Origin of the sequence: Thiopseudomonas denitrificans (assembly GCF_002866065.1) — a bacterium.
In the GTDB taxonomy this organism is placed as follows: domain Bacteria; phylum Pseudomonadota; class Gammaproteobacteria; order Pseudomonadales; family Pseudomonadaceae; genus Thiopseudomonas; species Thiopseudomonas denitrificans.
Genome location: NZ_LNJZ01000003.1, coordinates 24,515 through 51,094 on the forward strand (window position 1 = coordinate 24,515; position 26,580 = coordinate 51,094).

At 60.8% G+C, this 26,580-nt stretch carries 31 protein-coding genes; 23 read left to right on the forward strand and 8 right to left on the reverse strand.

What is annotated here, in order from left to right:
* Position 1 precedes the first annotated feature (1 nt).
* The 17 genes from AR306_RS01465 (at position 2) to AR306_RS01545 (ending at position 15,862) form a co-directional block, all read left to right on the forward strand.
* Positions 2-259: an acyl carrier protein gene (locus tag AR306_RS01465; protein WP_101496091.1), complete on the forward strand. Its 258-nt coding sequence runs from the start codon at positions 2-4 to the stop codon at positions 257-259.
* Complete coding sequence (locus tag AR306_RS01470; RefSeq protein WP_101495788.1) at positions 256-807, forward strand: COG4648 family protein; 552 nt, start codon at positions 256-258, stop codon at positions 805-807. Before AR306_RS01465 ends, AR306_RS01470 begins: the two co-directional genes overlap by 4 nt.
* Positions 794-2,470, forward strand: coding sequence for an acyl-CoA synthetase family protein (locus AR306_RS01475; RefSeq protein WP_101495789.1), 1,677 nt, complete (start codon positions 794-796; stop codon positions 2,468-2,470). The genes AR306_RS01470 and AR306_RS01475 overlap by 14 nt, the downstream gene beginning before the upstream one ends.
* Positions 2,463-3,209: a glycosyltransferase family 2 protein gene (locus tag AR306_RS01480; protein WP_101495790.1), complete on the forward strand. Its 747-nt coding sequence runs from the start codon at positions 2,463-2,465 to the stop codon at positions 3,207-3,209. The genes AR306_RS01475 and AR306_RS01480 overlap by 8 nt, the downstream gene beginning before the upstream one ends.
* On the forward strand, positions 3,206-4,144 hold the full coding sequence (locus AR306_RS01485) for an LpxL/LpxP family acyltransferase (RefSeq protein ID WP_206167939.1): 939 nt from the start codon (positions 3,206-3,208) through the stop codon (positions 4,142-4,144). Before AR306_RS01480 ends, AR306_RS01485 begins: the two co-directional genes overlap by 4 nt.
* Positions 4,125-5,678 carry an HAL/PAL/TAL family ammonia-lyase gene (locus AR306_RS01490; protein ID WP_101495792.1) on the forward strand — a complete coding sequence of 518 codons (1,554 nt, stop codon included), beginning with the start codon at positions 4,125-4,127 and terminating at the stop codon, positions 5,676-5,678. The genes AR306_RS01485 and AR306_RS01490 overlap by 20 nt, the downstream gene beginning before the upstream one ends.
* The gene (locus AR306_RS01495; RefSeq protein ID WP_101495793.1) at positions 5,671-6,114 is read left to right on the forward strand and encodes an acyl-CoA thioesterase; all 444 of its coding nucleotides are present in this window, start codon (positions 5,671-5,673) and stop codon (positions 6,112-6,114) included. Before AR306_RS01490 ends, AR306_RS01495 begins: the two co-directional genes overlap by 8 nt.
* Positions 6,115-6,216: 102 nt before the next feature.
* Positions 6,217-6,807: an outer membrane lipoprotein carrier protein LolA gene (locus AR306_RS01500; protein ID WP_101495794.1), complete on the forward strand. Its 591-nt coding sequence runs from the start codon at positions 6,217-6,219 to the stop codon at positions 6,805-6,807.
* The gene (locus AR306_RS01505; RefSeq protein WP_101495795.1) at positions 6,782-9,097 is read left to right on the forward strand and encodes an MMPL family transporter; all 2,316 of its coding nucleotides are present in this window, start codon (positions 6,782-6,784) and stop codon (positions 9,095-9,097) included. Before AR306_RS01500 ends, AR306_RS01505 begins: the two co-directional genes overlap by 26 nt.
* Positions 9,094-10,194: a cation:proton antiporter gene (locus tag AR306_RS01510; RefSeq protein ID WP_101495796.1), complete on the forward strand. Its 1,101-nt coding sequence runs from the start codon at positions 9,094-9,096 to the stop codon at positions 10,192-10,194. Before AR306_RS01505 ends, AR306_RS01510 begins: the two co-directional genes overlap by 4 nt.
* A 5-nt stretch (positions 10,195-10,199) precedes the next feature.
* Positions 10,200-11,453, forward strand: coding sequence for an NAD(P)/FAD-dependent oxidoreductase (locus AR306_RS01515; RefSeq protein ID WP_101495797.1), 1,254 nt, complete (start codon positions 10,200-10,202; stop codon positions 11,451-11,453).
* Entirely contained in the window at positions 11,446-11,865 is a 420-nt protein-coding gene (locus tag AR306_RS01520) for a hypothetical protein (RefSeq protein ID WP_101495798.1), read from the forward strand. The genes AR306_RS01515 and AR306_RS01520 overlap by 8 nt, the downstream gene beginning before the upstream one ends.
* Positions 11,862-13,064: a beta-ketoacyl-[acyl-carrier-protein] synthase family protein gene (locus tag AR306_RS01525; RefSeq protein ID WP_101495799.1), complete on the forward strand. Its 1,203-nt coding sequence runs from the start codon at positions 11,862-11,864 to the stop codon at positions 13,062-13,064. Before AR306_RS01520 ends, AR306_RS01525 begins: the two co-directional genes overlap by 4 nt.
* A complete protein-coding gene (locus AR306_RS01530; RefSeq protein ID WP_101495800.1) occupies positions 13,061-13,510 on the forward strand; it encodes an ApeP family dehydratase in 450 nt (149 codons plus the stop codon). Before AR306_RS01525 ends, AR306_RS01530 begins: the two co-directional genes overlap by 4 nt.
* The gene (fabG, locus tag AR306_RS01535) at positions 13,507-14,235 is read left to right on the forward strand and encodes a 3-oxoacyl-ACP reductase FabG (RefSeq protein ID WP_101495801.1); all 729 of its coding nucleotides are present in this window, start codon (positions 13,507-13,509) and stop codon (positions 14,233-14,235) included. The genes AR306_RS01530 and fabG overlap by 4 nt, the downstream gene beginning before the upstream one ends.
* Positions 14,235-15,470 carry a beta-ketoacyl-ACP synthase gene (locus tag AR306_RS01540; protein WP_101495802.1) on the forward strand — a complete coding sequence of 412 codons (1,236 nt, stop codon included), beginning with the start codon at positions 14,235-14,237 and terminating at the stop codon, positions 15,468-15,470. The genes fabG and AR306_RS01540 overlap by 1 nt, the downstream gene beginning before the upstream one ends.
* 2 nt (positions 15,471-15,472) lie before the next feature.
* A complete protein-coding gene (locus tag AR306_RS01545; protein ID WP_101495803.1) occupies positions 15,473-15,862 on the forward strand; it encodes a hypothetical protein in 390 nt (129 codons plus the stop codon).
* A gap of 12 nt (positions 15,863-15,874) precedes the next feature.
* Here the strand turns inward: AR306_RS01545 and AR306_RS01550 are convergent, their stop codons facing one another.
* Complete coding sequence (locus tag AR306_RS01550) at positions 15,875-16,327, reverse strand: DUF2141 domain-containing protein (RefSeq protein WP_101495804.1); 453 nt, start codon at positions 16,325-16,327, stop codon at positions 15,875-15,877.
* Between the two features lie 18 nt (positions 16,328-16,345).
* Between AR306_RS01550 and AR306_RS01555 the strand changes: the two genes are divergently transcribed.
* The 4 genes from AR306_RS01555 to AR306_RS01570 are packed head-to-tail and all read left to right on the forward strand — an operon-like array spanning position 16,346 to position 19,835.
* Entirely contained in the window at positions 16,346-17,263 is a 918-nt protein-coding gene (locus AR306_RS01555) for a hypothetical protein (protein ID WP_101495805.1), read from the forward strand.
* Between the two features lie 22 nt (positions 17,264-17,285).
* Positions 17,286-18,437: a beta-ketoacyl-ACP synthase III gene (locus AR306_RS01560; RefSeq protein ID WP_101495806.1), complete on the forward strand. Its 1,152-nt coding sequence runs from the start codon at positions 17,286-17,288 to the stop codon at positions 18,435-18,437.
* Entirely contained in the window at positions 18,434-18,853 is a 420-nt protein-coding gene (locus AR306_RS01565) for a hypothetical protein (protein WP_101495807.1), read from the forward strand. The genes AR306_RS01560 and AR306_RS01565 overlap by 4 nt, the downstream gene beginning before the upstream one ends.
* Positions 18,843-19,835 (forward strand): BtrH N-terminal domain-containing protein, encoded by a 993-nt coding sequence (locus AR306_RS01570; RefSeq protein ID WP_101495808.1) that lies wholly within the window; start codon positions 18,843-18,845, stop codon positions 19,833-19,835. The genes AR306_RS01565 and AR306_RS01570 overlap by 11 nt, the downstream gene beginning before the upstream one ends.
* On the opposite strand, the gene AR306_RS01575 is transcribed toward AR306_RS01570, so the two are convergent.
* From AR306_RS01575 to AR306_RS01600, 6 genes are read right to left on the reverse strand one after another with little or no spacing between them, the layout of a single operon-like run.
* Positions 19,832-20,377, reverse strand: coding sequence for a hypothetical protein (locus AR306_RS01575; RefSeq protein WP_101495809.1), 546 nt, complete (start codon positions 20,375-20,377; stop codon positions 19,832-19,834). The two genes, AR306_RS01570 and AR306_RS01575, sit on opposite strands and share 4 nt — an antisense overlap.
* The gene (locus AR306_RS01580) at positions 20,374-21,480 is read right to left on the reverse strand and encodes a beta-ketoacyl synthase N-terminal-like domain-containing protein (protein ID WP_101495810.1); all 1,107 of its coding nucleotides are present in this window, start codon (positions 21,478-21,480) and stop codon (positions 20,374-20,376) included. The genes AR306_RS01575 and AR306_RS01580 overlap by 4 nt, the downstream gene beginning before the upstream one ends.
* The gene (locus tag AR306_RS01585; protein ID WP_101495811.1) at positions 21,477-21,743 is read right to left on the reverse strand and encodes a phosphopantetheine-binding protein; all 267 of its coding nucleotides are present in this window, start codon (positions 21,741-21,743) and stop codon (positions 21,477-21,479) included. Before AR306_RS01585 ends, AR306_RS01580 begins: the two co-directional genes overlap by 4 nt.
* Complete coding sequence (locus tag AR306_RS01590) at positions 21,725-22,909, reverse strand: ABC transporter permease (protein ID WP_101495812.1); 1,185 nt, start codon at positions 22,907-22,909, stop codon at positions 21,725-21,727. Before AR306_RS01590 ends, AR306_RS01585 begins: the two co-directional genes overlap by 19 nt.
* Positions 22,906-23,781, reverse strand: a complete 876-nt coding sequence (locus AR306_RS01595; protein WP_101495813.1) for an ABC transporter ATP-binding protein — start codon at positions 23,779-23,781, stop codon at positions 22,906-22,908. The genes AR306_RS01590 and AR306_RS01595 overlap by 4 nt, the downstream gene beginning before the upstream one ends.
* Positions 23,774-24,178, reverse strand: coding sequence for a hotdog family protein (locus AR306_RS01600; RefSeq protein WP_101495814.1), 405 nt, complete (start codon positions 24,176-24,178; stop codon positions 23,774-23,776). The genes AR306_RS01595 and AR306_RS01600 overlap by 8 nt, the downstream gene beginning before the upstream one ends.
* A gap of 68 nt (positions 24,179-24,246) precedes the next feature.
* On the opposite strand from AR306_RS01600, the gene AR306_RS01605 reads away from it, so the two are divergent.
* Both AR306_RS01605 and AR306_RS01610 read left to right on the forward strand, forming a co-directional pair.
* Positions 24,247-24,807 (forward strand): methyltransferase family protein, encoded by a 561-nt coding sequence (locus AR306_RS01605; RefSeq protein ID WP_101495815.1) that lies wholly within the window; start codon positions 24,247-24,249, stop codon positions 24,805-24,807.
* A gap of 171 nt (positions 24,808-24,978) precedes the next feature.
* Positions 24,979-25,380, forward strand: a complete 402-nt coding sequence (locus AR306_RS01610) for an excinuclease (protein ID WP_101496092.1) — start codon at positions 24,979-24,981, stop codon at positions 25,378-25,380.
* Between the two features lie 68 nt (positions 25,381-25,448).
* On the opposite strand, the gene hemE is transcribed toward AR306_RS01610, so the two are convergent.
* A complete protein-coding gene (hemE, locus tag AR306_RS01615; protein ID WP_101495816.1) occupies positions 25,449-26,513 on the reverse strand; it encodes a uroporphyrinogen decarboxylase in 1,065 nt (354 codons plus the stop codon).
* Between the last annotated feature and the right edge of the window lie 67 nt (positions 26,514-26,580).

Sequence of the window (26,580 nt, forward strand, 5' to 3'; positions counted from 1 at the left end):
CATGCAAAGCCGTGAAGAGATTTTCATCATGCTGCGCGACGCGCTGGTCGAACTGTTCGAACTGGACGAGGAGCAGGTCAGTCTGGATGCCAACCTGTACCAGGATCTGGAAATCGACAGCATTGATGCCATTGACCTGATCGACCATCTCAAACAGCTGACCGGCAAGAAAATCGCCGCTGAAGAATTCAAGGCCGTACGCACGGTCGGCGACGTAGTTGAAGCGATTTACATCTTGGCCAACAGCACAGGCGAATGAAGGCGCTTTTGACAATACTGGTTGTCGTAACCGGTATTGTTTACCCTTTTGTGGTGTATTTCGGCTTTGACCACCTTTCACCACGGCTGTTTGCCGTGGTATTGGCCCTGGTATGGCTATTGCGCAGTTTTACGCTGCCCGGCGGGCAAGGCAAAATCCAGTCCGCTGTTGTGCTGGCTTTTTGCCTGTTACTGTTTACCGTTAACGAGGGGCAGTTGTTGTACTGGTATCCGGTGCTGGTCAATGGCCTGCTGATGCTGGTATTTGCTGCCAGTCTGGTCAGTGGTCCGCCGGTGATTGAACGACTGGCGCGCCTGCAGGAGCCGGACTTGCCGCCACGGGCGGTAGCCTATACCCGCAAGGTGACTGTGGCCTGGGTGCTGTTTTTTGCCGCCAATGCTGGTGTGGCAGCCGCGCTGACCCTATGGGCACCGCGTAGCTGGTGGCTGCTATATAACGGTTTTATTGCTTATTTTTTGATTGGTCTGATGTTTGGCATTGAATGGCTGATTCGCCAACGGGTAAAAAAAGCTGATGAGCTGGATTGATATTGCGGATTTGCTGTTGCACCGGCATGAGGGCGTGCTGACTGGTCCTTCGCCACTGACCCATGATGAGCTGGCCGGACAGGCGCTGCGGCTGGCGGCCTGGCTGCAAGCTGCCAAAATTCAAAAACTGGCGGTTTACGAACTGGATGCCGGCATGCTGGCGGTGATTGCACTGGGCGCATGGCGTGCTGGAGTTGAGCTGGTATTGCCCGGCGATGACCGGCCACAAACCCGCCAGCGCCTGGAGCAGTCGGGCTGTTTGTGGCTGGAATCCGCTCATGCCGAACACTGGCAAGCCTGTGAACCTGTGCCTGCGCAGCAATTGGCGCTGGATGTGCCCCTGTTGACCCTTTCCACCTCCGGCTCGACCGGTGAACCCAAACTGATTCGCAAAACTTTGTTGCAGCTGCAAAACGAGCTGCAGGTGCTGGAACAGCTGTGGGGCAATCCGCTGGACAATGCGGTGTTTTTTGGCAGTGTGATTACCCAGCATATTTATGGTTTGCTGTTTCGCCTGCTATGGCCGCTGTGTGCCGGACGCTATTTTATCCGTCAACATTTGCCGTTTGCCGAAGAAATCCAGCAGCAAAGCATGGCCTGTCTGGCGCAAGGACGGCCTTTTGTCTGGGTGTGCAGTCCGGCCTTGCTCAAGCGCATGGGCGACAATCTGGACTGGCCACAACTGGCGGCGGTTAGCCGGGTATTTTCTTCCGGTGGCCCTTTGCCGGTGGATGCCGGTGCGCAGCTGCAACAGCGGCTGGGCCAGGCTGCCACCGAAGTGTATGGCAGCTCGGAAACCGGCGGCATCGCCTGGCGGCAGGGCGGCCAGGGCTGGACGCCGTTTCCCGGTGCACACATCAGCCAGAACGCGGAAGGCGCACTGCAGGTCAGTTCCAGCTGGCAGGAATCCGGTACGGAACACACCAGTGATGCCATCGAATTACTGGATGATGGCCGCTTTGTGTTGAAAGGCCGGCTGGACCGTATCGTCAAACTTGAAGAAAAGCGCGTCTCGCTGCCTTTTCTGGAAGACAGCCTGCAGCAACATGACTGGGTCAGTGAATGCCGTTTGTTGCTGCAGCAAAATGGCCGCGCCAGTCTGGCTGCGCTGGTAGTGCTCAGTGCCGGCGGGCTGCATGCCCTGCGTAACGGTGGCCGCAGCCGGCTGGTGCAAACCCTGCGCCAGCACCTGTCCGGCTATTGCGAAGCACTGGTGCTGCCAAGGCGCTGGCGATTTATCGAACAACTGTCGGTCAATGCCCAGGGCAAATTGCAACAACAGCAAATGGAGCAGATTCTGCAACAGGAGCGCCCGCGCCAGCCGCTGGTGCTGGAGCGAACCGGCAGCGACTGGCATTGGCAGCTTAAGTTGCAAATTCCCCATGATTTGGCGTTTTTTACCGGTCATTTCCCGCAAAGTCCGGTGTTGCCCGGCGTGGTGCAGGTTGACTGGGCACTGCTGCTGGGTCGCCAGCTGATGCAGTTGCCGGCACAGTTTGCCGGCATGGAAGTGCTCAAGTTTCAACAACTGATTCGCCCCGGCGATCGGGTCGAGCTGGATCTACGTTTCGAGCCCGAGCGTGGCAAGCTCTATTTTGCCTTTACTGCCGCAGGTGCACCTTGTTCGTCCGGCCGGATTGCCCTGGTGGCCGCTGATGACTGATTCGACTGTGGCCCTGTGCGCGGTGATTCCGGTGTATAACCATGGCGAGCCCTTGCCTGCGGTGGTACAGGAATTGCGGGCGCTGGGGTTGCCCTGTGTGTTGGTGGATGATGCCAGCGGCAGCGATACCGCAGCCATCATGCGCGATCTGGCACAGCAGGAGCAGGTGCATCTGGTGGTGCATGCGCATAACCGGGGCAAGGGCGGTGCGGTGATGAGCGGCCTGCGCGAGGCACAGCGGCTGGGTTACAGCCACGCACTGCAGGTGGATGCCGACGGCCAGCATGATCTGGAGCGGGTTAGCCACTTTCTGCAACAGGCGCAGCAGTTTCCGCAGGCGCTGATTTGCGGCTATCCCGAATACGATGCCAGCGTACCCAGGGGCCGCCTGTATGCCCGTTACATCACCCACGTCTGGACCTGGATTCACACCCTGTCGCTGGACATCCGCGACTCAATGTGCGGTTTTCGCGTTTATCCGCTGGCTCCGGTGGTGCAGTTGATTGATCAGGTCAGGCTGGGCGAGCGCATGGACTTTGATACTGAAATTCTGGTGCGCCTGTACTGGCGGCAGGTGCCCATGCGCTGGTACCCGGTGCGGGTGATTTACCCCGAAGGCGGCCTGTCCAATTTCCGCCTTTGGCAAGACAACTGGTTGATCAGCAAGATGCATACGCGGCTGTTTTTCGGCATGCTGCTGCGCCTGCCAATACTGCTGTGGCGCAAGGTGTGGCCATGAGCAGGCAGCACTGGGCAAATAAAAACGAGCGCGGCAGCCTGTTCTGGATGCGACTGACCCTGCAGCTGACCCGCTTGCTGGGACGGCGGTTGATGGCGCCGGTACTGTATGGCGTGGTGCTGTATTTTTTTATGACCGGTCGCAGCGCCCGTGCCAGCATCCGCGAGTATTACGCCAATCTGGCGGCATTTTCCGGCCAGCCGGCACAACCCGTGACCAGCGGCCAATTGTTCCGGCACTTCATGGCCTTTGCCGACAGCATTCTCGACAAGTTTGACGTGCTGCACGGCAAGCTGGGGCTGGCCGATCTGGATGTGGATGATCCCCATGGCGTGCGCGGCCAGTCACACAGCCGGAGCGGACGTGGCCAGATTCTGGTAGGTGCGCATCTGGGTAATCTTGAAGTGTGCCGGGCACTGGCCGAAGCCGGTAAAAAAGTGCGCATGAATGTGCTGGTACATACTGCCCATGCCGAAAAAATCAACCGCCTGCTCAACGAGAGCGGTGCCAGCAACCTCAACCTGATTCAGGTGGCGCAGCTGGATGCGGCCACCATGCTCAAGCTCAGCGAAGGCATCGAGCGTGGCGAATGGCTGGCAATTGCCGGTGATCGCGTACCGCTGGATGACCGGCGGCGCAGTCGCGCCAGCTTTCTTGGCCAGCCGGCCTGGTTTGCCCAGGGGCCCTGGCTGCTGGCCGGCTTGCTGGAATGTCCGGTCAACCTGTTTTTTTGTCTGAAGCTGGATGGCCGCTACCGTATCTGTCTGGAACCCTTTGCCGAACGCATCCGCTGGCAGCGCAGCACCCGCGAGCAGGTGTTGCAGGACAGCGTCCAGCGTTACGCCCACCGCCTTGAACAGCGTTGCCTGCAAGCACCACAACAATGGTTCAATTTTCACCCCTTCTGGAATACCGATGAACACCAAGACCCATGAAGCCGTCGTTTTCGGCCAACACCCCCTCACCATTGAACAGGTCAACGCCATTGCCCGGCGCGAAGCCGATATCCGTCTACAGGATGACGAGGCCTTTTGTGCCCGCATCCGCAAGGGCGCGCAGTTTCTCGACAGCCTGCTGGATCGCGAAGGGGTGATCTACGGCGTGACCACCGGTTATGGCGATTCCTGCGTGGTATCGGTGCCGCTGGAGCAGGTCGAAGCGTTGCCCAGGGGGCTGTTTACCTTTCACGGTTGCGGCATGGGCCAGCATTTTTCTGCAGCAGAAACCCGCATGATTCTGGCCGCACGCCTGCAGTCGCTGTGCTTTGGCATGTCCGGTGTGCGCCTGGAACTGCTGCAGCGCCTGACGCAGTTTTTGCAGGAAGACGTGTTGCCGCTGATCCCCGAGGAAGGCTCGGTGGGTGCCAGTGGTGACCTGACGCCGCTGTCCTATGTGGCGGCTACCCTGTCCGGCGAGCGCAAGGTGCTGTACCGGGGGCAGGTGCGTGATGCTGCCGAGATACACAAAAAGCTCGGCTGGAAGCCGTTGAAGCTGCGCCCGAAAGAAGCGCTGGCGCTGATGAACGGCACTGCCGCCATGACCGGTGTGGCCTGTGACGTGTACGCCCGCGCCGAATACCTGCTGCAGCTGGCCACGCGGATTACCGCGCTGAACATGGTGGCGCTGGAGGGCAACACCCGCCACTTTGACGAGACCCTGTTTTTGGCCAAGCCCCATGCGGGACAGGTGCAGGTAGCCGCCTGGCTGCGTGACGATCTGGACGGCATAGAATCACCAGAGTTTTGCCTCAACGGCCTGCACCGTTTGCAGGACCGCTATTCGCTGCGTTGTGCGCCCCATGTGCTGGGTATACTGGCCGACAGCCTGCCGTGGCTGCGTACCTTTATCGAAACCGAACTTAACAGCGCCAACGACAACCCGATTATTGATGCCGATCAGGAGCGGGTGCTGCATGGCGGCCATTTCTATGGTGGCCATATCGCCTTTGCCATGGACAGCCTGAAAAACCTGATTGCCAACGTCGCCGATTTGCTGGATCGCCAGCTGGCACTGCTGGTGGATACCCGCTACAACCATGGCCTGCCCAGCAACCTGTCCGGTGCGCCGTCTGACGTGGCGATGATCAACCACGGCTTCAAGGCGGTGCAAATTGCGGTGAGCGCCTGGACTGCCGAAGCGTTGAAAAACACCATGCCGGCCAGCGTGTTTTCCCGCTCCACCGAGTGTCACAACCAGGACAAGGTGAGCATGGGCACCATTGCCGCCCGCGATGCGCGGCGCAATCTGGAGCTCACCGAACAGGTGGCGGCTGCGGTATTGCTGGCCGCCAGGCAGGGTGTGTGGCTGCGCCAGCAACAGGGTCAGGTCGAAATGGGCGAGGCGCTGGAGGGCATGCTGCTGGCGCTGGCCAGTGATTACCCGCCACTGACCCATGACCGTGCGCTGGAAGCCGAGCTGCGCCAGTGTGTTGGCCAGATTCGTGAGCGGATCTGGAGGCTGTATGCGTAAAAAAGGCGTTTTGCAGGCCAGTGTCGAGCTGGAAGTGCCGTTTTTCGATGTCGATATGATGAACATCGTCTGGCACGGCCACTATGTGAAGTACTTCGAGGTGGTGCGTTGCGCCCTGCTCGACAAGATTGGCCACAACTACAACCAGATGCGTGAGTGCGGTTACGGCTGGCCGGTGGTGGACTTGCAGTTGCGCTATGTGTTGCCGGCCGAATTTGGCCAGAAAATTACCGTTACCGCCGATCTGGTGGAATGGCAGGAGCGGCTGAAAATCAATTATCTGATTACCGACAGCGCCACTGGCGCACGCCTGACCCGTGGCTCCACCGTGCAGGTGGCGGTACGCATGGCTGACCGTGAAATGCAATTTGTGGCTCCGGTGGAGTTTCGCGAGGCGGTTGAGGCGGCGGTAGCGCGAGAGTCTTTGAAAAAGTAGGTACGAATTTATTCGTACAGAATTGTGAAGGTAACTTCGGGTTTTGTTGTGCGAATAAATTCGCACCTACAGGCGACGGTTTTTTTGAGGTGTAAGGCAGTTATGTGGATTAGATACGCGCTGGCTGCTTTTTGGCTGGTGTCGACAGGCGTGTTTGCCTTTGACGAGGAACAGTTGGCGCAGCAGCTGGCCCAGGTGCAGGTATTGCGCGGTGATTTTGTGCAGGAAAAACACTTGCGTGGTTTGCCGCAACCGTTGCGCAGTCATGGTCGCTTTGTGCTGTCGAGGGACGGTTTGCTGTGGGATCTGGACAAGCCGCTGCCGCGCCGTTATCGCATTAGTCCGCAAGGAGTTGCGCTGTGGCAGGATGGCCGCTGGCAGGTGCAGGGCAACCAGGATGCCGCCGCCCGCCAGAGCCGCTTGTTTTTGTCGGTGCTGCAAGGTGATCAACAGGGTTTGCGTGAGGAGTTTGACTTGCAGGTGCAGGGCAGCGAGGACGACTGGCTGCTGAGTTTGTTGCCGAAAAGCTTGTTGTTGAAGCAGATTTTCCAGCGTATCGAGGTACGCGGAGGCCAGTATGTGCGCAGCATAGAGCTGCTGGAAAGCCAGGGTGATCGCACCCTGATGCAGATGCAGGACATTCGCCCGGATACGGAACTGTCAAGTGATGAACAAGCCGCTTTTGCTGACTGAGCGGCGGCTGTTTGCCGTTTTTGCGTTGCTGCTGATCGCGCTGCTGGCGCTGAGCCTGTGGCAATGGCGCAATGGCGCGCCACTAAGTGCCAGCTTGCTGGATATTCTGCCGCACGAGCCGGAAAGCGCCCTGATTGAGCATGCCCAGCAATTGAGCCAGCAGGCACTGGATCGTGAGCTGGTCTTGCTGATCAGTCATCCGCAAGCGGGCAGTCGTCTGGATGGCTGGGCGGATCAACTGCGCCAAAGTGGCCATTTTTCTCAGGTACAGGACCGTATTGATACTGATTTGACGGCGCTGGCCAGTGATTTGCTGGCCGCCCGCAGCAGTCTGGCTCCACAGGAGCTGCGCCAACAGCTTGCCAGTCATCCACAGGATTACTTTTCCCGCCGCGCCGCCCAGATTGTCGATCCGCTAGGTGGCTTTTCGCTGGTCAGCGCACAGCAGGACTGGCTGGGGCTGATCCCTGCCATTCAGCAGCAATTGCAGGGCAATAGCCTGATTAATATCGATTTAGATGGCCGTCTGTTGATCGAAGCCGAGGGGCAGACTTGGTATTTGCTGCGCTTGAACAGCCTTGAAGGTGGCTTTTCTGGCAAGGGTGCGCTGGCAGCAGCGGCCAGTCTCGATCAATTAACCCAACACATCCATGCCGAAGGTGGACAGGTTCTGGCCAGCGGCAGCTTGCTATTTGCAGCGCGGGCGCAACAACAGGCCGAAACAGAAATAAGCTGGCTCGGTGGTTTGTCATTGCTGGGGTCGCTGCTGCTGATTGTGGGCTTGTTCCGCAGGCTGGGCAGTTTACTGGCGGTGTTACCAGCGTTGTTTGGGCTGTGGCTGGGCGTAACGGCCTGCATTGCCGTGTTTGGCCAGATTCATGTGTTGACGCTGGTGCTGGGGGTCAGCCTGATTGGCGTGACCATCGACTTCCCCATGCATTACCTGTCCAAGGGCTGGGTGATGCAACCCTGGAATGCCATGGCCGTGCTGCGGGCTACCTTGCCCGGTCTAACCCTGGGAATGTTGGCCAACCTGATTGGCTATAGTGCATTGGCCTTTACCCCCTTTGTTGCCCTGACCCAGGTGGCAGTGTTTTCAGTGGCCGGTTTGCTCGGCGCTTATCTGTGTACCCTGACTGCCCTGCCCTGGCTGTTGCGCCGCAGTCGCAGCTTGCAGCCATGGCCGCTGCCGCTGGGCTGGATGCAGTGCTTGCTGGACTGGCACGCGCGTTTCGTGGCACGCATCAACAGTCGTATCTTGTTACTAATAGTCATGCTCTTTGCATTGGGCGGCTTGCTGCGCATCGAACAGCATGATGATTTGCGCCAGTGGATTGTGCCGGATGCGCAGTTGCTGGAGCAGGCACGCCGGATTGGCGAGCTGACCGGCCAGCAACCGACCAGCCAGTTTTTTCTGGTGCAGGGTGCGGATGAAGCGCAGCTGCTTGAACGGCTGTTCAGTCTGGAGCGAGAACTGGATACGCAGATTATGGCTGGTGCGTTGGCTGGTTATCAATCGCCGGGACAGTTGCTGGCTGGCCGCGCGGGCGAACCTTCACTCAATACGGCACTGGCGGCTTTAAAGCCTGAAGATTTTGCCCCGTTGCTGGAGCTGGGCGTGCCTGAAGCATTGATTGGTGACGAATTGGAGCAACTACAACAACAGCCGCAACAGAGCCTGGACGAGCTGCTGCACAGTCGGCTGGGTGAGCCATGGCGGATGCTATGGCTGGGTGAGTATCAAGGCGCACTGGTGAGCATGGTGCGTTTGCAGGGGCTGACGGATACTTCGGCCATGGTCAGCCTGGCAGATAACGTTAATGGTGTGCTTTGGGTCGATCGTCCGGCACGGCTGAACCAGTTGTTTGCCAGTACCCAGCGTCATGCGCTGTGGGCCAAGGTGCTGGCCAGTGGCGCGATTTTTATATTGCTGGCGGTGTTTCTTGGCTGGCGCGGTGCTTTGCGCACCCTGACGGTATCGCTGGCTTCCGCCGTACTGGCGGCGGCAACTCTGGGCTGGCTGGGGCTGCCGCTGACCCTGTTCAGTATTTTCGGTTTGTTGCTGGTAACGGCGATTGGCGTGGATTACGCCATCATCATGTATGAGGGCGTGGGTGGCGCGGCCACCAGTCTGCTCGGTGCTTTTCTGGCGGCAGTGACCACCTGGCTGTCGTTTGGCTTGCTGGCGCTGTCGGCAACACCGGCGGTCAGCAGCTTCGGGCTGGCGGTCAGTCTGGGGCTGGTGTTCTGTTTTCTGCTGGCCCCTTGGGCCAGGCGTACTCCGGCATGATTGCTGGCGGCTGGTTGTTGCTGTTGAGCGGTTTTGCGCTGGTCACTTTGCTGTGCCGGCGGCTGGGGGCGATGCCCATTCTGTGCCAGCTGCTGCTGGCGCTGGCCTTGCCGCTGCTGTCGCTCACGGCGCTGCAACCGGCTGCCCTGTTGCAGCCCGGCTGGGTGCACTGGCTGTATAGCCTGAGTTTTGCGCTGGTGATGGGAGCCATTCTGGCCGATATTGCCGACAGCCGCCTGAACCTGAACAGCCTGAAAATCGCCCTGCCCAGCTTTGCTGTGCCCTTTGTCTGCGGGCTGTTGTGTGCCGGCTGGCTGCTGACCGGCAGCAGTGCCACCAGCCGCATGGCGATTGGTTTCCTGTTTGCGCTGACCGCCATTCCGGTACTGTTTTTGTATTTGCAGTCGATCCGCTATCCGCTGCAGGATATGGCCGATTTGCTGCAGGCTGCCATCCTGATCGACATCCTGTGCTGGGGGCTGTTTGCACTGGCGCAGCCGGGGCCGGTCTGGCAGATGCTGCTGTTGCCGCTGGCGCTGGGCTGCTTGCCGCTATTGCTGTACCGGCTTAAGCTGCGCCACGAAGCGGTGCCGGGCGTGCTGTTTTTTGTGATTCTGGCCGTGCTGCAGGTGTTGGGTTTCAATGCCCTGCTGTTTGGTGTCAGCTATGTGCTGGTGATGGCGCAGCTGGGGCTGCGCATCCGCATGCCGCTGCCGGCTGCGGGCTGGAGCCGGGTGCAATGGTATCTGTGCGTGCCGGTATTGCTGGCCTGTGGTGCCCTGCAGATTGATATCGGCGCGCTGGACTGGCAGCAGGCCGGCCTGTGGTTGCCGGTGTTTTTGCTGGCACCGGTACTGGCCAAGCTGGTTGGCAACTGGCTGGGGCTAAGCTGGGCCTGGCCGCACAAAAGCCGGTCCGTGCGCTGGCAGGCCAGTGTGTTGCTGAACATTCGCGGCCTGACGGAAGTGGTGTTTTTGAATGTGCTGCTGGCGCAGGGTTTGATCGGCAGCCTGCTGTATTTTGTGTTTTTGTTGATGAGCGTGACGGCAACCCTGTTGCCGGCCGTGCTGGGAATCCGGTTAATCAAGACGAGGTAAGCCTTATGGCAAACGAACAGCTGGCAGTTGAACAGCAGCAGGTGGTGGTTATTGGTGCGGGGCCGTCCGGCAGCATTGCCTCGGCCATTTTGCGGCGCAAGGGGCATCAGGTGCTGGTGCTGGAGCGTCAGCAGTTTCCGCGCTTCGTGATTGGCGAAAGCCTGTTGTCGCACTGCATCGACTTTATCGAGGAAGCCGGCATGCTGGAGGCGGTGCGCAATGCCGGCCTGCAGGTCAAGCATGGTGCGGCCTTTGGCTGGGGCGATCGTTACACCGAGTTTGATTTTCGTGACACCTTTACTCCGGGAGCCGGCAGTACCTATCAGGTGCGTCGTGCCAGCTTTGACAAGCTGCTGGCCGATCAGGCCGAGGCACAAGGCGTAGAGATCCGCTATCAGGAAGAAATCATTGCTGTGGACAACAGCGGCGAGCAGCCGCTGCTGACCGTGCGCCGCCTGACCGATGGCTACTGCTACCAGATTCGTGCATCTTTCATGCTGGACGCCAGCGGCTATGGCCGGGTGCTGCCGCGCATGCTGGACCTGGAACTGCCCTCCTCACTGCCGGTGCGCAAGGCAGTGTTTTCCCATGTGCGCGACAATATCGACGATCCGTTATTCAACCGCGAAAAAATCCTGATCACCACCCACCCCGAGATGCGCGATGTCTGGTACTGGAGTATTCCGTTCAGCGATGGTTATTGCTCGCTGGGCGTGGTCGGGCTGGAAGAGCGCTTTGTCGGCCGTCCCGAGGATCTGGAAACCTGCCTGAAAGAGTTTGTCAGCGAAGCACCCAACCTCAAGCGCATTTTCAAGAACGCGGTCTGGGACCAGCCGTTCCGCACCCTGGGCGGTTACTCGGCCAACGTCAAAAGCCTGCACGGCAAGGGCTTTGCCCTGCTGGGCAATGCGGCCGAGTTTCTCGATCCGGTGTTTTCGTCCGGCGTAACCATCGCCATGCGCTCGTCGAGCCTGGCCGCCAACCTGCTGGATCGCCAGCTGCGCGGCGAATCGGTCGACTGGGAACAGGAATTTGCCGTGCCGCTGAAAAAAGGCGTGGAAACCTTCCGTACCTACGTCGAAGGCTGGTACGACACCAGCTTCCAGGACGTGATTTATTACGAAAACCCGCAGCCTGAGGTCAAGCGCATGGTGTGCTCGATTCTGGCCGGCTATGCCTGGGATGAAAATAACCCCTATGTGGCGGACTCGCGCCGCCGTCTTGCCGTGCTGGCCGAGCTGTGCCGCAGCAATGGCTAGGCACTGCGGCCTGTGGCTGCTGCTGGTACTGTTGACAGCCTGCGCCCGCCAGCCGGTGTTGCCGGCGGATGTATTGCAGCAACACTGGCACTGGCCGTTACCGCAACAGCTGTGGTTGCAGGTACAGCAGCCACAGCAGCCGGCGCTGGACTACCTGCTGGTATTGCAGGACGAACAGGGCGTGTTGCGTGCTTCGCTGTTTGACCCGGCCGGCATGCCGGTGGCGCGCAAGCAGCTGCGTAACGGAGGCTGGCGCAATGAAGGGCTGTTGCCGCCGCATGCCGCCGCCGAAGCCTGGCTGACGGCCATTGTGCGCAGCCTGACCGACGACAGGCCGCTGGCTGGCGAGAATATCGAACTGGAACTGCCCGATAGCAGCAGGCTGCAGGTGCGGCAACTGGAGTCACCATGAAAGTATCAACCTATCTATCCGCTCCCGGTGTGGTTTGCACGCTGGGGGATACCTTGCAGGAAATCGCCAGCCGGCTGCTGGCTGGTGACAGCAGCGGCATGCAGCCGGTTACCGGCCGGGTGGCGGATAGCGTCCTGACCTGTGGCGTGGTCAGCACCAGCTTGCCGGCTGTGCCGGAGCACCTGCAACATCATGATACCCGCAACAACCGTTTGCTGATGGCGGCGATTGCCCCCTTGCAGCCCGGCCTGCAGCAACTGGCCGGGCGTTTTGGTACACAGCGGATTGGCGTGGTGGTCGGTACCAGCACCAGCGGCATCCTTGAGGCGGGCGAACATCTTGGCCGCTGGGCGCGTAGCGGCGAGCTGCCGGCAGCCTACAGTTATCGGCAACAGGAGCTGGCTGATCCGGCCCTGTTCCTGAGCCGCTGGCTCGGTTTGCAGGGGCCGGCCTACAGCATCTCGACCGCCTGCACCTCGGGGGCCCGGGCGCTGCTCAGTGCCCGCCGCCTGTTGCAGGCCGGGGTCTGTGATGCCGTGCTCTGTGGCGGAGCCGACAGCCTGTGCGATCTGACCCTTAACGGCTTCACCAGCCTGGAGGCGGTCAGCACTACATTGTGTAACCCGTTCTCGGTCAATCGCAGCGGCATCAACATTGGCGAAGGGGCAGCCATGTTCCTGCTCACCCGTGAACCGCTGGCTGGCCATGAGCCGGTATTGCTGGCCGGTTGTGGAGCGAGTTCCGATGCCCACCATATTTCCGCGCCGGCCCCCGACGGTGCCGGTGCCATCCAGGCCATGCAGCAGGCGCTGAAGGATGCCGGGTTGCAGCCGCAACAGCTGGACTATGTCAATTTGCACGGCACCGCCACCGAGCATAATGATGCCATGGAGTCGCAGGCGGTCAGCCGCCTGCTTGGTTCAGCCGTACCCTGTTCGTCAAGCAAGCCGCTGACGGGCCATACCCTGGGCGCGGCCGGTGCGCTGGAGGCGGCTTTTTGCTGGTTGATGCTGCAATCGGGCTATAATCCGCAATCCTTGCTGATACCGCATCTGTGGGATGGTCAGCCCGATGCGCAGTTGCCGGCCATCCGGCTGGCCGGCTTGCAAGAGCGGGCCGAGCGCCTGCGCTGGGTGATGAGCAACTCGTTTGCCTTTGGCGGCAACAACACCAGCCTGATTTTGGGAACAAGCGGATGACGTGGCCACTTGCCGATTTACTCCCCCATGCCGGGGACATGATTTTGCTGGATGCCATTGATGACTGGGATGAGGAGTCCATCGTGGCGCAGGCCCGGGTGGCCGGCGATCGCCTGTTTGCGCTGCCGGATGGCAGCTGGCCGGTCTGGCTGGGTATCGAGCTGATGGCGCAGGCGGTGGCGGCCTATGCCGGTTTGCGTGCCAAAAACAGCGGCGGACAGGTGCAACTGGGCTTTTTGCTGGGCACGCGCAAGTTCGACTGCAACGTTACGCATTTCCCGGTCGATAGCCTGTTGTGCATCTGGGCACGCCGTTCGCTGGAAGACGACAACGGCATGGGTGTTTTCGAGTGCGGCATTGATGCCGACAACATTGAGGTGCGGGCCCGGCTGAATGTCTTCCGTCCGGTTGATCCCGATTCATTTACCAAGGAAGTAGCACCATGAGCGAACGTATTCTGGTTACCGGCTCCAGCCGTGGTATCGGCCGGGCGATTGCCCTGCGCCTGGCCCGTGCCGGTTTCGACCTGACCCTGCACTGCCGCAACGGGCTGGCCGAGGCGCAGCAGGTGGCCGGAGAAATTGGAAAACTGGGCCGACAGGCCGATATCCTGCAATTCGACGTGGCCGACCGGGCGGCGGCGCGCGAGCAGCTGGAGGCGGCCATCGAGCGCAATGGTGCCTGGTATGGCGTGGTGTGCAATGCCGGCCTGACCCGTGACGGTGCCTTTCCGGCCCTGAGCGAAGATGACTGGGACAGCGTGCTGCGCACCAACCTGGACGGCTTCTACAATGTGCTGCACCCGCTGATGATGCCGATGATCCGCCGGCGCAAACCGGGTCGCATCGTCTGCATGACGTCCGTTTCCGGTCTGATCGGCAACCGTGGCCAGGTCAACTACAGTGCCTCCAAGGCCGGTCTGATCGGTGCGGCCAAGGCGCTGGCCATCGAGCTGGGCAAGCGCAGGATCACCGTCAACTGTGTGGCACCGGGGCTGATTGACACCGCGATGCTGGACGAGCATGTGCCGGTGGAGGAAATGCTCAGGATGATCCCGGCCCAGCGCATGGGTACGGCCGATGAAGTGGCTGGTGTAGTCAATTTTCTAATGTCTGACGAGGCGGCCTACATCACCCGCCAGGTCATAGCGGTGAATGGCGGGCTGTGCTGATGACAGGATTCAAACGTGTGGTGGTGACCGGCATGGGCGGCGTGACTTCGCTCGGCGACGACTGGGCCACCATCAGTGACAACTTTCGCAACAACCGCAGCGGCATCCGCTACATGCCGTGCTGGGACCAGTATCCGGACATGAATACCCGGCTTGGTGGCCCGGTTGTCGACTTCAGGGTACCGGCCCACTGGTCGCGCAAGCAGCTGCGCAGCATGAGCCCGGTATCGCAGTTTGCCGTGTATGCCGCCGAGCGGGCACTGGCCGATGCCGGCCTGTTGGGTGACCCGATCATTGCCGATGGCCGCATGGGCGTTGCCTGTGGCTCCTCCACCGGCAGCCCGCAAGAGGTCAAGGTATTCGGCAACATGCTGCTCAACCAGGTGGCCCATGGCCTGAATGCCAACTCCTATGTACGCATGATGCCGCACACCACGGCAGCCAACATCAGCATCTTCTTCGGCCTCAAGGGGCGGGTGATCCCCACTTCCAGTGCCTGCACCAGCGGCAGCCAGGGCATCGGCTATGCCTACGAGTCGATCAAGTTCGGCCGCATCCCGATGATGCTGGCCGGCGGCGGCGAGGAACTGTGCGCCACCGAAGCCATGGTGTTTGATGCGCTGTACGCCACCAGCCAGAAAAACGACACGCCGCAGTTGACGCCCCGCCCCTATGACAGTGGCCGCGACGGTCTGGTGATTGGCGAGGGGGCCGGCATCTTTGTGCTGGAAGAACTGGAACATGCGCTGGCCCGTGGTGCGCACATCCATGCCGAGATTGTCGGTTTCGGCAGCAGTGCCGACGGCAGTCACATCACCAAGCCGGAAAAGGACACCATGCGTCTGGCCATGGAGCTGGCGCTGCAGGATGCCGGGCTGACCCCGGATGCCATCGGTTATGTCAACGGTCATGGTACCGCCACCGACTCCGGCGACATTGCCGAAACCCTGGCCACCAGCGAGCTGTTCGGCCCGCAGATGCCGATCAGCTCGCAAAAGAGCTTTCTCGGTCATACCCTGGGTGCCTGCGGTGTGCTCGAGTCATGGTTCAGCATCGAGATGATGAACAGTGACACCTACTATCACACATTGAACCTGGACGAAGTGGACAGCCGCTGCGGCGAGCTGGACTACCTGCGCGAGCCGCGCCGCATGCAGCACGAGCTTGTCATGAACAACAATTTCGCCTTTGGCGGCATCAACACGTCACTGATTTTCAAGCGTTGGAGCAATTGAACATGAAACAGATCACACTGGCCCTGATTTTTGGTGCGGTACTGCTGACCGGCTGCAGCACCGCAGCACCGATCCTGACCACCACCCAGACGCTGGATACGCGCAAACAGGTCAATACTCGGGATATGCAGAGCGCCATCCATCAGTCACTGGTGCGTTACGGCTGGAAAATGGATTCAGATGATGGCCGGACCATCATGGCCCATTACAACAAGCAGGACCGGCACATTGCCCGCATTCGCATCGATTACAGCGCCCAGCAGTTCAGCATCCGCCACGAATCGAGCGAGGGGCTGGGCTACAATTCGCGCCGGCACACGATTCACCGCAACTACAACCGCTGGGTCCAGAACCTGGATAACGACATCCAGTCGCGTCTGAGCTTCATGTAGGCAGCCTGCCCGCTAGCGCTGACGGGCAGCCGGCGGGTGCATCAGCTGGATGTGGATCCGGCTGCCGTCCGGCTCCAGGGTGAACAGGCATTCGCTGGCCGGTGGCCGGCCCCGTGCAGGCTTCGGGTTGCCCGACAGCCCGACCGGCTCCAGCGGCATGCCGCGCTTGCTCATGTCGAGCCACTGGTTGGCATTGCTGTCCTGGAACAATTGCAAGGCGTAGCGGCCCGGTTCCAGATCCTCGAACAGCAGAAGGTCCGAATCGGTACTGCCCAGCGCAACCGGCTTGCTCTTCCAGTCCGCTGCCGGGCCGGCATGCAGTGCGGCATAGATGGTTCCCGGCCCCTGGCGGTTGTCGATGTGGACTTCCAGGGTGGCGGCATTGGCCGAAAAAATGGAAAACAGGCAGCCAATCTGGCCTATAATTCGGTCAATTTTGACTGGGCGGTTCCGGTTTGAACTCATGGGCAGGGTAGGTCTGTAATGCGGCGTGTGTTGGTGGTTCATTATTCCCAGAGCGGACAACTGCGGCGGCTTGCCGACTCGGTTGCCGGACCCTTGCGGGATAGCGACAGCATACAGGTGGACCAGCTGCAAATACAGATGCAGCATCCGTTTCCGTTTCCCTGGCCGTTCTGGCGTTTCTTCCACATCTTTCCGGAAACCGTACGCATGCAACCGCAGCCGCTACAGCCATTGCAGGTGAATGCGGATGTGCGCTATGACCTGGTGATTCTGGCCTATCAGGTGTGGTTCCTGTCGCCATCGTTGCCGATGACCAGTTTCCTGGCCACACCCGAAGCGGAAAAACTGCTGCGTGACACTCCGGTGATGACACTGGTCGGCTGTCGCAACATGTGGCTGATGGCACAGGAAAAGATGAAGCTGCGCCTGCAGCAGCTGAATGCCCGGCTGATTGACCATGTGGCCCTGACCGACCAGTGCGGCATGGCATTGAGCTTTCTGGCCACGCCGTTGTGGATGTTCACCGGCCAGCAGCAACCCTGCCGCTGGCTGCCCAGGGCCGGCATTGCCGAAGACGATATCCGTGCGGCCAGCCGCTTTGGCGAGGCACTGAAAAAACGGCTGGAGCATGATTCGACACCCTTGCAGGAGCCGGTATTGCGCGGTTTGCAGGCGGTACGGGTGGACGAGAAACTGATTGCCAGCGAGCGCATCGGCAACCGCAGCTTTCAGGTCTGGAGCCGGCTGCTGGCCCGGTTGGGACCGCAGGACAGCCGCCGGCGCAGCCTCGGCCTGGCGGTGTATATCCTGTTTCTGCTGTGCATGATCATCACCGTGGTACCGGTGGTGGCGGTACTGAAAAAACTGCTACAACCCCTGACCCGCAAGCACATCGCCCGACAAAAAGCCGCTTTTGCCGGCCCGTCCGGCGAATAAAACACACTACAATGGATTTGCCGTGATACAGCCCGTTTACATCAACAGAATCAGTGCCTGCCTGCCCCACGAACCGGTCAGCAACGACCAGATGGAGCAGCGACTGGGCCAGGTCGGTGCACGACCGTCGCGGGCACGCAAGCTGGTGCTGCGCAGCAATGGCATTCGCAGCCGCCACTACGCCATTGACCCGGCCACCCTCGAACCGACCTACAGCAACGCCCAGCTCAGTGCCCGGGCCATCCGTGGCCTGTGCGATGCGGCGGCACCGCTGTCCGGCATCGACTGCCTGGTGGCCAGCAGCTCACAGCCGGACCAGGTGATGCCCAATCACGCGGTCATGGTGCATGGCGAACTGGGTAATCCGCCCTGCGAAGTGGTTTCGACATCCGGGATCTGCCTGTGCGGCATGACCGCCCTGAAATATGCCTGGATGAGTGTCGCAACAGGACAGAGCAATGATGCGGTCGCCTGCGGCTCGGAAGTCGCCTCCAATCTGATGCGCGCCGGGAACTTCACCAATGAATGCGAGCAGCGGGCCGAAGCGCTGGGCAAGCAGCCGGAGCTGGCCTTTGAAAAAGACTTTCTGCGCTGGATGCTGTCCGACGGTGCCGGCGCAGTACGCCTGTCGGCCAGTCCCAACAGCGACGGCATCAGCCTGCGCATCGACTGGCTGGATATTCTATCGTTTGCCGATCGCTTGCCGGCCTGCATGTATGCCGGTGCCGATTATGAAGGCGACACCCTGACCGGCTGGAGTCGCTTCACACCAGCCGAGCGCGATGCCCGTTCGGTGCTGGCGGTCAAGCAGGACGTCAAGCTGCTCAACGACAACATTGTCAAATACACCGTGGTCGAGGCGCTCAAGCGCATTCTGGCCAAACGCCCGCTTCAGGCCGCTGCCATCGACCACTTCCTGCCGCACTATTCGTCCGAGTTTTTCCGCGACCGCCTGAGCGACGGCCTGCGCGAAGTGGGGCTGGATATCCCGCAGGAACGCTGGTTCACCAACCTGACCACCAAGGGCAACACCGGCTCGGCCTCGATCTTTATCATTCTGGACGAGCTGTTCCATTCGGGCCGGCTCAAGGCCGGTGAAACCTTGTTGTGCTATGTGCCGGAAAGTGGCCGCTTCTCCAGCGCCTTCATGCACCTGACCGTGGTAGCGCCATGAAACTCGACGAAGTACCCCAGGACGCCGACGGTTCCAAATACGGCGGCCACCAGAAACTGCTGTATGCGGTGGACGATAAGGGCGAATACCACGAAGCGCAAAGCGCCGGCTGGGAAGCGGAAAACTACGCCACTGATTTGGCCCTGCAGGAGCTGGAACAACAGGCGCAACAGGCTCGCGCCGACTGGCAGGCCGGAGCCACGTCCGTGTTGCCATACCTGATGTATCGCTACCGCATGGACGAGCTGGCACTGGCACAGTGCACCGGCCTGTGGCGCTGGCGCATCCGCCGACATTTCCGGCCCGCTGTATTTGCCGCGCTGCCACAGAAAATCCTGCTCCGCTATGCGCAGGCGTTTTCGTTGCCGCTGGAGCAGCTCACCGCCTGCCAACAGGGGTATCGGGATGACCTTTAATCACCAGCAAAGCGCCCACTGCGAAACCGGCGTGATGTCCAGCCTGCTGACCCATGCCGGCTTGCCCATGAGCGAGCCGATGGCCTTTGGCCTGGCCTCGGGACTGGCCTTTGCCTACCTGCCGCTGGTCAAGCTGGGCGGCATGCCGCTGATCGCCTACCGCATGCCGCCCAAACACATCATCAAGACCCTGAGCAAGCGCCTGGGGTGTCGCCTGCATGTGCAGACCTTCGGCAATGAAGCGCAGGGCCGTGCCGCGCTAGACCGCGCGCTGGATGAAGGCCGGCTGGTCGGCATGCAAAGCTCGGTGTTCTGGCTGCCCTACTTTCCGCCGGAAATGCGTTTTCACTTCAATGCCCACAACCTGTTGGCCTATGGCCGCGAGGGCGACGAGTACCTGCTCAGCGATCCGGTGTTTGAACAGCCGGTACGCTGCGCGGCTGACGACTTGCAGCGCGCGCGCTTTGCCAAAGGGGCGCTGGCACCTAAAGGGCTGCTGTACTGGCTGGACGATGTGCCACAGGAACAGGACTGGCCGGCGCTGGTACGCAAAAGCATTCTGGGTACCACCCGTATTCTCGACGGCCTGCCGCTGCCCTGGATTGGCGTGCGCGGCATCCGTCATTTGGCCGGCAAGATCGGCAAGCTGGATGCACAGGGGCACAAATACAACCGCCTGTACCTCACCCATATCGTGCGCATGCAGGAAGAAATCGGCACCGGCGGTGCCGGCTTCCGCTTCATGTATGCCAGCTTCCTGCAAGAGGCCGGCCGCCTGATCGGCGATGAACGTCTGTGTGAACTGTCCACCCGGCTTACTGCCACCGGCGATCAGTGGCGACAGTTTGCCTCGCTGTGCGTACAACATGGCCGCAGCAAACAGAACCCGCCGCCCTTGTCACAGCTCAGTGACAGCCTGTTGCAGATTGCTGACAGCGAGCAGCAGCTGGTAGCGGGGTTGAAGGGGTGGCTGAAGGACTAGGCCGGCTGGCCGGGCTGCAAGTTTGTCCAGTCCAGTATCCTGCACCCCGCCCCTCCCGTTACCAGCAATACCTCCAGCGTGGCATTGCCGGCGGGGTCTTCCTGACAATTGATCAGCAGTGCCTGACGGATGAGCCCGGCGGCGAGATCGCTGTGCGCCAGTTGCAGCAGCTGCGGCCAGATGTGCGCATGGGAGCCGAGGCACAGGTTGGGGCCTTCGAGCTCCAGCAGCTGGGCCAGATAAAAGCCGGCGGCGTTGCTGACGCTGTTGACGAATTCAAAGGGCTTGGGCTGTAGCTGGCTGATGCATACGCTGTTGAGCAGGCTGCCCATGGTGTCGCGTGATGGATAGTGGCTGGCCAGATAGATTCCGCAGCGGGTCTGCAGCTGTGGCTTGAGCGGAGCGGCAGCGAGCAGGCATTGCCAGGTCAGACGGTCCACGCGGCGCGGCAGGCGGTGCAGATGCTGTGCCAGCTGTTGCTTGAGGCTTTTGTTGTCCTGGCTGGCCGGAATCTCCAGCTGGTGGTGTGCCAGTATCTTCATGGCTGTTCCTTGCGGGCGTGGCTTTCCAGAACCAGGCAGGCGTTGTTGCCGCCAAAGCCGAAGAAGTTGGCCAGAATGCGGGTGCGTGCCGGTGTCCAGCGACGCCGGGTGGCCAGTGGCAGCAGTAACTGGCGGTTGTCGGTGGTATGGACGGGTAACTGTCCCTGCTCCAGGCAGGCGTTGAGCAACAGGGTTTCGGTCAGTCCGCAAGCTCCGAGGTTGTGTCCCAGCCAGGGTTTCAGGACGCACAGGGCGGGCGGGCCGGGCTGTTGCAGCCAGTGTTGGCTGCCGGCCGCTTCGGCATCGTCATTGGCACGGGTGGCGGTGCCATGCAGTTTGATCAGCTCGATGTCGCCGCTTGTAAGTCCGGCATTGGCCAGTGCCTGCCGGCTGACGTGCAGGATATGGCTGCCGTCTTCGCGGGTGCCGGTGACGCTGCTGGTGTCGCAGGCGCTGTAGCCGCCGAGCAGGCGGCAGTGGCTGTTGCCCTGCCGGTTGCTGAGCAGCACGGCAGCACTGGCATCGCCCAGAATGAGTCCGTCGCGCTCTGGGTGAAAAGGCTGATAACGGCCACTTTCATTGGTCAGCTCCAGGGCGGCAAAGCCCTGTTGAATCAGCTGGCTGGCCGGTTCAAAGGCCAGCACCACCACACCCTGGTACTGCGGCAGCAGCCGTGCGCCGTAGATCAGCGCGTTGGCGGCGCTGCTGCAGGCGGTGTTCAGGGTCAAACTGGCAGCAAAGCCGTAGTCGTGCTGCAGGGCGCTGGCGATGCTATGCAGCGGCGTTGAGTATTCCGCCTTGAAGTGGCCGCGCTCGCAGGTCAGCTGTTCAAAACCGGTGATGTCCAGGCCGGAACTGGCTACGATCAACAGGTGACCGGCTAGGCTGCCGGTTGCCTGGCGGATGGGCTCGAGCATGGCGTGTAGCCGCTGCTCCAGCGTCAGTTGCGGGCGGGCGCTCAGGCAAGGCAGCCGCTGGTCGCGCTCATGCACGGTAAAGGTATCCGGCTGTGGCAACTGGCCGGCAATCACCCGCTGTGCGGCGCTGGCCAGATCCTCGCCCAGACAGCTGTGCAGTTGCGGGTGGTGTAGCCAGACGCTCATGGGTGCTGGCGGATGTAGGCGGCGATGCTGTCAACGCTGGCCAGAATGCGGCGGCCGTCCTTGGCACCTTCGATACGCACGCCGTAGCGTTGCTGCAGTGCCAGCGAGACCTGCAGGGCATCCAGACTGTCCATGCCGATGCGGCTGTCGCCGCCAAACAGCGGCTCGGCGTCCTGCACGTCCTGCCAGTCGAAATCGTCTTCCTTGTCGCATTCGTTGATGATCAGCTGCTTGATCTGCTGTTTCAGTTGTGTGTCGTCCATAGGGTGTTTTTTAACCTGTGATGTAAAAGGAGCGTACCGGTCAGGGCGCAGGCGGCGGCAAACAGTAGCAGGGCCAGGCAACCGGGCAGGATGTCAGTGCTGTTGCCCTGCCCGACCAACAGGGTGAGGAAAGCGTCCAGCGACCAGCTCATGGGTGACAGACTGGCCAGTTGCTGCATGGCAGGCGGCATCATGCTTTTGGGCACCATGATGCCGCCAATGGCCGCCAGAATCAGGTTGCTGCCGGCACTGAGTAGTAGCGCCTGTTCGCTGTTGCGGGCCAGCGCCGATACCAGCAGGCCGAAGCTACAGCTGGCCAGGGTGATGCTCAGGGCCAGCAGCAGGTAGGCCGCCGGGGTGCCGTGCAGTTCAAGGGCCGGCAAGCCCAGCCAGGGTAATGCAAACAGGCCCAGCGCCAGCAGGCAGACAAACTGCAGCAGGTTGATCAGGGCGTAGGGCAGCAGTTTGCCGGCCAGTAGCAGCACGGGCGGGATACGCATGACCCGCATGCGCAGCAGCACGCCGGACTGGAACTCCTGCTGCAGGCGGCTGGACATGGGCAGCACGATGAAGAACATGCCGAAAATCAGCCAGGCCGGCACGCTGAGCTGGCCGGCATTGGCGCTGGCGGCCAGCGAGCCGCTGCTGAGGATCTGGTATTCGGGCAGGCGGCTTTCGGTTTGCTGCTGTACTTGTTGCAGCTGCTGTTCCAGTGGCAGGCTGTCGTCCAGCAGCTCGCTGTCGATCAGAAAAGCGGCCATGCGTGTTTGCGCCAGCGCCAGGGTGACGGCGGTGCGGATGTGGGTGCGTTGCAGGCTGTCGCTGGCGGCGGCAAAGGCCAGTTCCGGTCCGGTGTGCGGGCTGTCGAGCAGGCGTTCGGAGAAGTCGGCGGCCAGTACAATACGGACATCAGGGGTACGGGCGTTTTGCAGTGAACTGCCGGATAGCTGGCCTGCGAGTGCGGCAAGAAAAAACCGGCTGTCGGCGCTGTCCTGTGGCACTTCTACCTGCAGGGCAGGTGGCGGCAGGTCGGTACGCAGGATGCCGGACATGGCAAAAGCCATGATCAGCAGAAACAGCGCAGGCATGACAAACAGCACGCCGATGGCATGGGCATCGCGCCAGGCCAGCCGCCATTCGGTGAGGACCAGTGCCGACAGCCTCATAGCTGGCCTCCGCTACTGTGCAGGTAGAGTTGTTCCAGACTGGCCGGGCCGTAGTCCAGCTGCACCGGTGCAGGCTGGCTGGCGAGCAGCTGTAGCAGTTCCTGTAGCTGTTGCGGATCGGACAGTTCCAGTTTCAGTTGATTGCCCTGCTGGCTGCAGGACCAGTGCCGGTCGTGGCACAGTTGCACCAGGGCCTGAGGGATGGTATCGGCCCAGCGGGCGCTAAATTGTTGTGCGGGCTGTTCTTGCAGCCTTTGGTCCAGCAGCAGACGGCCTTCGGACAGCAGCAGCACACGATCGGCCAGTTGTTCGATTTCAGGCAGGTAGTGGCTGGTGTAGATTACCGCCTTGCCATTGTCGGCCAGACTGCGCACTGCCTGCAGCATGCGCTGGCGGTTGGCGCTGTCCACGCCGACGGTGGCTTCGTCGAGCAGGTACAGCTGTGCCGGTTGCAGCAGGCCGAGGGCAAAGTTGAGACGTCGTTGCTGGCCGCCGGACAGCTGTGCGGCGGTGCGTTTGAGCAGTGACTCCAGCTGGGCAGCGTCTATGGCCTGCTCCAGCTGGTGCTGGCGCTCGCTGCCGCGCAGCCGGTACAGGTCGGCAAACAGTTGCAGGTTTTCACTGACCCGCAGGCGGGCGTGAAAGGCCAGTGATTGCGGCACCAGGCCAATGGCGTTGTGCCCCTGCCAGCGCAGGCTGCCCTGCTGTGGCTGGATCAGCCCTGCGATCAGTGACAGCAGGGTGGTCTTGCCGGCACCGTTGCTGCCCAGCAGGCCGATGCATTCGCCGGGCTGTATGTGCAGGCTGATGTCCTGCAGCGCCGGTGCCGGACTGCCAGGATAACGGTAGCCCAGTTGTTGCAGATCAAGCATGGCTGAGTACCACCAGCAGCTGGCCGTCGAGCAGCGGTTGTTGCTGCTGGCGGATATCGAAGCTGTAGAGCGCGCTGTGCGGCGAATGGCCCAGCCGCGTGGCCTGCAGTTGCAGCAGCTCCGTACCGGGCTGTAGCGGAGCATGCAGGCGCACGCCGGATACCTTGCCAATATGCGCTGCTTTAATTGCGGTATTGCCTGCGTATAATGCGCCGTGTGCAGCGCATAGCTGGGCCGCCGCCTCGAACAGCATCAGGGGGGCCGGTTCGTGCAGCTGCTGCAGGCAGTCGGCACGGCAGCAACCACGGATCGAGTTTTCATCGTGGTCGCCAATGCTGTGCAGCCAGAGCGCGGAGTTGCGGTGTGGCAGAAGCTGTTGCAGGTCGGCATGAGTCATGGAGCAAAGGATACCCGGGCAAGTTTCGGGCGATTATAGAGTGTTTTACAGAGCGGAGAATTGAACTGATGGATATCCGCGTGGCCTGGGCGCTTTTTTGTGCCGGTTCTTTGTTGTTGCTGGCATTGTCCTGGCGCAGCATGCGACGACCGGGCAGTCATGGTTTTCCGCGTTTTCTGGCGTGGGTGGGTATTCTGGCCCTGCTGGTACTCAATGGGGATGTCTGGTTTGAGGAACGTTACTCCGCCCGCCAACTGGTGTCCTGGTGCCTGTTGATGACTTCCATTGCGGTGGTGGTGACCGGGTTGTTCCAGCTGAAAAGCCGTGGCCGTCCGGTTGCCGGCAGCCGCAACGATGGCAGCCTGTATGATTTTGAACAAACCACCCGGCTGGTTGATAGCGGCATCTATGCGTGGATTCGCCATCCGATGTACCTGTCGCTGATGTTGCTGGCGTGGGGCGCGGCGGTCAAGGACCTGACCGGAATGACGCTGGCGCTGGCGGTTTTTGTCAGCCTGTGCCTCTACATCACCGCCCGCCAGGACGAGAAGGAATGCCTTGTGTACTTTGGCACTGACTATGGCGACTACATGCAGCGCAGCAAACGGTTTCTGCCCTTTCTCTGGTAGCCATTACGGCTTTTGACCGAATTGTGGATAGCTGCACATCAGAACGTTTTTTGCTGACCAGGCTGTTTATTTCCCCGGCCGGGTCACTTATCCTGTATTGCGTTATTTGACTGCTCACATGGAGATACACACGTGAAAAAATTGCATAAAGTGCTGGCCTTCGCCACTGCCATGGCTTGTGTGCCGACGGTTGTACAGGCGCGTGATACCACTCACTACCTCGATTTTCAGGAAGTGATCCAGGAAGCCACCAATGCCGGCCGTCTGGATGGCAGCGTGAAGTTCTATCTTGGTCATGCGCCGGCTGGTGCCAATATCGTCAGCCGCAACCTGACTACCAGCAAGAAAACCAATGCCTTTGGCAAGTCCGACGAAAACGCGTGCAGCTGGGTGTTGCAGTCAGCCCTGATCCATTTGCAGGAAGCGGCCAAGCGTCAGGGTGCCAATGCAGTGGTCAATCTGGTCAGCAACTATCAGCACAAAGAGTACAAGAGCCGCGACAAATACGAGTGTCATGCTGGTGCCATCATGGCGGGTGTGGCCTTGAAAGGAGATTTTGCCAAGGTTCGTTGATGACCGCATGCATGTACGAAAAAGCCCGGAAATTCCGGGCTTTTTCGTGCTTGAAAGGTACAGTTCTGCTATTGGTGGTACTTGGCCGACAGCTCGTGCACCGCATCAATGAAAGCACCGGCGTTTTCCGGCTTGACCTCGGGTGTGATGCCGTGGCCGAGGTTGAACACGTGACCGGAGCCATGGCCGTAGCTGGCCAGGATGCGCTCGACTTCCTTGCGGATGGCGGCCGGGCTGGCGTACAGCGCGGACGGGTCCATGTTGCCTTGCAGGGCGACCTTGTCGCCGACACGGGCGCGGGCGCTGCCGATGTCGCAGGTCCAGTCCAGCCCCAGCGCTTCGACGCCGGTTTCGGCCATGGACTCGAGCCACAGGCCACCGCCCTTGGTGAACAGGATCACCGGCACCTGGCGACCTTCGTGCTCGCGGATCAGGCCGTCGACGATTTTTTTCATGTAGGCCAGCGAGAACTCGAGGTAGGCCGCGGATGACAGGCTGCCGCCCCAGCTATCGAAGATCTGTACTGCCTGGGCACCGGACAGGATCTGCTGGTTCAGGTAGCTGGTAACCGACTGGGCCAGCTTGTCGAGCAGGCGGTGCATGGCTTCCGGCTGGTCATACATGAAGGCCTTGCTCTTGCGGAAGTCCTTGGAGGAACCGCCTTCAACCATGTAGGTGGCCAGGGTCCAGGGGCTGCCGGAAAAGCCGATCAGCGGCACGCGGCCATTGAGTTCGCGGCGGATGGTCTTGACCGCATCCATGACGTAGCCCAGATCCTGTTCAGGATCGGGAATTGGCAGGGCATCAATGGCTTCCGGGGTATCGACGATCTTCTTGAAACGCGGACCTTCACCGGTTTCGAAATACAGGCCCAGGCCCATGGCATCGGGAATGGTCAGGATGTCGGAGAACAGGATGGCGGCGTCTAGCGGGTAACGCTCCAGTGGCTGCAGGGTTACTTCGCAGGCCAGTTCCTGGTTCATGCACAGATCCATGAAGCCACCGGCCTTGGCACGGGTCGCACGGTATTCGGGCAGATAACGACCAGCCTGGCGCATCATCCAGATGGGCGTGACATCAACCGGCTGCTTGAGCAGGGCGCGAAGAAAACGATCGTTTTTCAGGGCAGTCATAGAGTTATCCACCATCCATTAAGCAAGTTGACCGGTTTGCATGTGTAACGTGGCATCACCGGATTTT